Raw genomic sequence first — 4,541 nt, forward strand, 5'->3', positions numbered from 1 at the left:
ATAAAACCCCAAAGAGAGTTGCCGCGCTCCGCGCGGCAACTCTCTTTGGGGTTTTGATTTTGTCCTAACAAAACTGGCGGCAGCTATAAAATTTGCCAGTTTAACCCAAACTGACATTATTTTTGGGGTTGCAATTTAAGCAATAGTTAGATAACCTAATATTTAGTTTAAATAGTTAGATTGTCTAATTATTTTATTCCTTTACTTTTAAGGAGCAGATTTAACTATGGTTAAATTGCATGAAAATGCTGATTACGCTAGTGAGCATTCGCTAGATCCCAATCAAGAGCATCAAGATCGCGATGTGATGATCGAGACCCGATCGCTGACGCGGGATTTCGGGCAAAGACGGGTGGTGGACAGCATAAATCTTCAAGTCAAAGCAGGCGAAATCTTTGGCTTACTAGGTCCCAACGGCGCGGGCAAAAGTACCACGATCAAAATGCTGACGACACTCTTGCCCCCAAGTTCGGGAAGTGCGACGATCGCGGGTTTGGACATAATCCATCAACCATCGGAAATTCGTCGAGCGATCGGTTATGTACCGCAGTCTCTCTCTGCGGATGGCAGCCTCACAGCCTATGAGAATCTGCTAATTTTTTCCAAGCTCTATGACATTCCCCACAAATACCGCGCATCGCGCATTAATGATGTATTGGAATTTATGGGATTAACCGAAGCGGCACATCGGCTTGTGCGTCAATATTCAGGCGGAATGATTCGGCGATTAGAAGTCGCTCAGTCAATGTTACATCAGCCGCAAGTTTTATTTCTGGATGAGCCGACAGTGGGCTTGGATCCCCTTGCGCGGAGTTATGTCTGGGCTTTAGTACAGCAGCTACGCGAGAACTACGGAACGACGATTATTTTGACCACACATTTCTTAGAGGAAGCGGATAGTTTGTGCGATCGCGTAGCGATCATGCAAGTGGGCAAAGTCGTAGTGACGGGCGTTCCGAGCGAACTCAAGGCAAATCTCGATCGAAAACTAGATCGAGAAAGAGCCACCTTAGATGATGTATTCATCCATTACACGGGCAATCAAATGACAACAGGAGGAGGAAGTTATCGTGAAACATCTCGAAATCGACGCACGGCTCAACGATTGGGATAGTTTTTCAGGTTCAAGACGCTCGCGGAGAAGAAACCCTTGGCAAGCGATCGCTGAATTTCTTAATAAGACCTTAGTAATTACCGAACTCGAAGTTCGCAAATTGCGCCACGATCCCACGGACTTAATCGTACGTGCCGTACAGCCCGTCCTGTGGTTGCTCATCTTCGGTCAAGTTTTCACCAGAATTCGCGGTATCCCTACTAATGGATTGCCCTATCTGGATTTTATGGCGGCAGGGATCCTCGCGCAGAGCGTTCTCTTTGTCTCAATATTTAGCGGTGGCATGTCCCTCATTTGGGAAAGAGATTTAGGATTAGCCCAAAAATTTCTAGTTAGTCCCACCCCTCGCGCCTCCATCGTTTTGGGTAAAGGGCTAGCCTCAGGTGTACGCTGTTTATCACAGGTCTTTGTGATTTACACGCTATCTTTTGTTTTGGGCGTACAGCTTAACTTTGGCGCGATCGCCATGCTCGGCGTACTGCTAATAGTATTTCTCGGAGCAGCTTGCTTCTCGATTTTTTCAATTATCGTTGCTTGTATAGTTAAATCCCGCGAAGGCTTTAATGGCATGGGGCAACTGATGACAATGCCTTTATTCTTTGCTAGTAATGCGATTTACCCTATTGAGATCATGCCTCCTTGGTTGCAAGTCGTTTCCCATATCAATCCCCTTACCTACGAGGTTGATGCCCTGCGTGGCGTAATGCTAAGTAATGGCACAAGTCTTTATGGCTATGGATTTGACGCATTTATCTTGCTGTCAGTCCTAATTGTCCTGACCCTTGTGGGCGGTCGCCTGTATCGTAAAGTGGGAATATAAGACGATAGAATGACTTTGACTATAAAATAGGTTAATTGTCTAATGGGATCGCCAAAATCTACTCGCCAAAAATCTTCAGAATCAATTGTCCAAGAGCTTGACTCCACGCTATCAAAACAATGTGCAGCCAAGGTGATGGAAACAATTCCTTTGGTGATGCGATTTATTCGAGCAGATATGCGCGATCGCAAGGCAACAGAATTATCAGTTCCCCAATTTCGGACACTGGCTTTTTTAGATCGTAATCCTGGGGCTTCATTAGCAGAACTTTCCGAACATTTAGGCGTAACCTGTGCCACGGCTTCGGCAAATACAGAACGTCTGGTACAGCGTAACTTCGTCCATCGGTGCGATCATCCCTCGGAACGTCGTCGCGTTTCCTTGAAATTGACTACGGAAGGAAAAGATCATCTCGATGCAGCTAGAGATCTCACCCGCGCTTATATTGCCGATCTACTCGACTCCTTGAGCGAAGAACAGATCGCCAAAATTGACGACAGTTTAGCGATTCTCTACCAAGTTTTTGAATCAAAATCCACACCGTAAAGCGGTTGTCTTTACGAATAAGCATACAAATCATGAGTCCTCATCCGCACAACTCCCATCCCAAATCTTCAGAAATTCACCATAATCACCCCAATCCTGCCGATCCCTTCGCGGCTTTAAAAATTCGCGATTTTCGACTTTTTGCGATCGGGCGTATCCTTATTTTCACTTCCTTCCAAATGCAAACCATTGCCCTTGGTTGGGAGATTTACGATCGCACGGGTTCGGCTCTAGCCTTAGGGGGTGTTGGTTTAGCCCAAGTCACACCGATGATTTTGTTAACCCTTTTGGCGGGGCATGTCGCCGATCGCCACGATCGCAAAAACACGATTCTCTTTGCCATTTTTCTATCGATTCTATGCTCCCTTGGACTTACGGCAATTTCCTATGGAAAGGGTTCCATTGCGTGGGTCTATGTCCTCCTCGCCTTGATTGGCATCGGTCGCGCCTTTCTCAAACCCTCCAGTGATGCCTTTATCTGGCAGCTCATCCCCATTGAAATGTTTGCCAATGCTGCCACATGGAATAGCAGTAGTTTTCATCTTGCGGCAGTTGCAGGACCAGCCCTTGGCGGCTTAGCGATCGCGGTTCTCGGCAAGGCTACAGGGGTCTATCTATTTGCGGCTCTTGCCGCTTTCCTTTGTTTTGTGGCAGTAGCAACTATTCCCAAACGTCCTGTCACTTACGCTTCTGAGCCAATCTCTCTCAAAGCACTATCCGCAGGATTTAAATTTGTTTGGCACAATCAAGTTATCCTCGGTTCCATTTCCCTAGACCTCTTTGCCGTTTTGCTAGGCGGTGCAACGGCGCTCTTACCGATTTTCGCCAAAGATATTCTCCATGTTGGCGCTTTAGAACTAGGATTTCTCCAAGCTGCACCTTCGATCGGTTCGTTGATCATGGCAGTAGCGATCGCCCATTTACCACCATTTAAGCGATCGGGCTTGGCGATGCTCTGGTCGGTGGTTGGCTTTGGGATCGTCACGATTGTATTTGGCTTGTCCCGTTGGTTTTGGCTTTCCTTGTTGATGCTTTTCTTCAGCGGAGCGCTCGATATGATCAGCGTTGTCATTCGCCATACCCTCGTGCAGATTCGCACTCCCGAACATTTGCGCGGCAGAGTAGCTGCCGTAAATAGCGTTTTTATTAGCGCCTCTAATGAATTAGGTGGCTTTGAGTCAGGTTTAGCGGCAGCGGCTTTTGGTCCTATTCTTTCCGTAGTTGGTGGCGGCATAGGCACGATCGCTGTCGTATTGGCAACCCTGTGGCTATTTCCCAGTCTCAAGAATCTCGGAGCATTAGCGGATTATCGCGAACCCGATTCGGAATTAACAGAAGTCCAAGCTTCTGAAGTTTGATTTATTTGATGAGACAGGTGCTTTGTGCCTGTCTTATCAATATTTTCATTTGCCTAGGAGAAAAAATATGTGGCTTAAAGCGATCGATCATATTCAAGTTACTTCTACTCCTGATTTAGAAAAGGCGATGCTCTTTTTCTATGGTCAAGCTTTAGGATTAGCTGAGATTCCCAAACCAGCATCACTACCAGCCGCGGGTGCGTGGTATCAACTGGGTCATACTCAGGTGCATATTGCGACGGAGAATGAAATTCATAATGCTCAATCTAGGCGACATATTGCTTTTGAAGTGGAGAATCTGGAAACTTTTCGCCAACATTTGCAAAATCTAAAGGTCGAGATTATTCCCGATCGCCAACCCCTTGCAAACTGCGATCGCTTTTATCTGCGCGACCCTGCGGGCAATCGGATCGAGATTCTTGCATTTCGTCCTTAGAATTAGTGAATTGGCGATTTATACCAATTTCCAAAATGGCGTTGCCATTTTGGGAATCTCAAAACCTTACTGGGTTTAGCAACGTGACGCATCAATTTGGCAGAGATGATGGGTTACGCTATCGCTAACCCATCCTACATTCTGATGCTTAAACAATTTATTATAGTTGTTTTAAATAACTTGTAGACGGGCTTCGACTTCGCTCAGCCCTCGGTGTAAGCTAGCTGAGCGAAGTCGAAGCTGTAGTTTTTATTTGAATTATCTATA

The 4,541-nt window shown here is 46.2% G+C and carries 5 protein-coding genes; all 5 read left to right on the plus strand.

Annotated features, from left to right (window positions below; translation table 11 throughout):
- Nucleotides 1-226 precede the first annotated feature (226 nt).
- The 5 genes from AC805_RS06705 to AC805_RS06725 all read left to right on the plus strand — a co-directional run bounded on the left by AC805_RS06705 (nt 227) and on the right by AC805_RS06725 (nt 4,274).
- A complete protein-coding gene (locus tag AC805_RS06705; RefSeq protein WP_197278653.1) occupies nt 227-1,114 on the plus strand; it encodes an ATP-binding cassette domain-containing protein in 888 nt (295 codons plus the stop codon).
- Nucleotides 1,071-1,934, plus strand: a complete 864-nt coding sequence (locus AC805_RS06710) for an ABC transporter permease (RefSeq protein ID WP_055074700.1) — start codon at nt 1,071-1,073, stop codon at nt 1,932-1,934. The genes AC805_RS06705 and AC805_RS06710 overlap by 44 nt, the downstream gene beginning before the upstream one ends.
- A gap of 42 nt (nt 1,935-1,976) precedes the next feature.
- Nucleotides 1,977-2,480, plus strand: a complete 504-nt coding sequence (locus AC805_RS06715; protein WP_197278654.1) for a MarR family winged helix-turn-helix transcriptional regulator — start codon at nt 1,977-1,979, stop codon at nt 2,478-2,480.
- A 32-nt stretch (nt 2,481-2,512) separates the two neighbouring features.
- Nucleotides 2,513-3,838, plus strand: a complete 1,326-nt coding sequence (locus AC805_RS06720; RefSeq protein ID WP_055074701.1) for an MFS transporter — start codon at nt 2,513-2,515, stop codon at nt 3,836-3,838.
- Between the two features lie 67 nt (nt 3,839-3,905).
- Nucleotides 3,906-4,274, plus strand: coding sequence for a VOC family protein (locus AC805_RS06725; protein WP_055074702.1), 369 nt, complete (start codon nt 3,906-3,908; stop codon nt 4,272-4,274).
- Nucleotides 4,275-4,541: the final 267 nt, after the last annotated feature.

It is taken from the genome of Pseudanabaena sp. 'Roaring Creek' (assembly GCF_001402795.1).
Taxonomy (GTDB): Bacteria; Cyanobacteriota; Cyanobacteriia; order Pseudanabaenales; family Pseudanabaenaceae; genus Pseudanabaena.

Bases quoted from the DNA above. Each gene is read 5' to 3' on its own strand.
- AC805_RS06705 (WP_197278653.1), top strand. From the start codon at position 227: ATGGTTAAATTGCATGAAAATGCTGATTACGCTAGTGAGCATTCGCTA.
- AC805_RS06715 (WP_197278654.1), top strand. From the start codon at position 1,977: ATGGGATCGCCAAAATCTACTCGCCAAAAATCTTCAGAATCAATTGTC.
- AC805_RS06720 (WP_055074701.1), top strand. From the start codon at position 2,513: ATGAGTCCTCATCCGCACAACTCCCATCCCAAATCTTCAGAAATTCAC.
- AC805_RS06725 (WP_055074702.1), top strand. From the start codon at position 3,906: ATGTGGCTTAAAGCGATCGATCATATTCAAGTTACTTCTACTCCTGAT.